The 483-nt window shown below is 65.2% G+C and carries 1 pseudogene; it reads left to right on the forward strand.

What is annotated here, in order from left to right:
• Window position 1: 1 nt before the first annotated feature.
• Window positions 2-483 (forward strand): annotated as a pseudogene (locus AC5RUQ_RS20935) (pyruvate dehydrogenase (acetyl-transferring), homodimeric type); the annotation flags it as partial.

Raw genomic sequence — 483 nt, forward strand, 5'->3', positions numbered from 1 at the left:
CGTGGCTGCAGGAGAAGATACCTCCCATATCCTCAGCGGGTTGACTAACCAGCTGCCTGATCGTGATCCGGAAGAGACCGCCGAGTGGGTTGAGTCCCTGGATTCGTTGATCAGGGAACAGGGTACCGAGCGTGCCCAATACATCATGCGGAGCCTGCTGCAGCGTGCCGGTGCGCAGAGCGTCGGGGTGCCGATGGTGACCACCACCGATTACGTGAACACCATCCCGGTGGACCAGGAAGCAGAATTCCCCGGCAACGAGGAGTTCGAGCGCCGGTACCGGGCGTACATGCGGTGGAACGCCGCGGTGATGGTGCACCGGTCCCAGCGGCCGAACATCGGCGTGGGCGGGCACATCTCCACCTACGCCGGGGCCGCGACCCTGTACGAGGTGGGCTTCAACCACTTCTTCCGCGGCAAGGACCACCCCGGCGGCGGGGACCAGGTCTTCTTCCAGGGCCACGCCTCCCCCGGCATGTACGC

It is taken from the genome of Arthrobacter sp. MDT2-3, assembly GCF_059090465.1.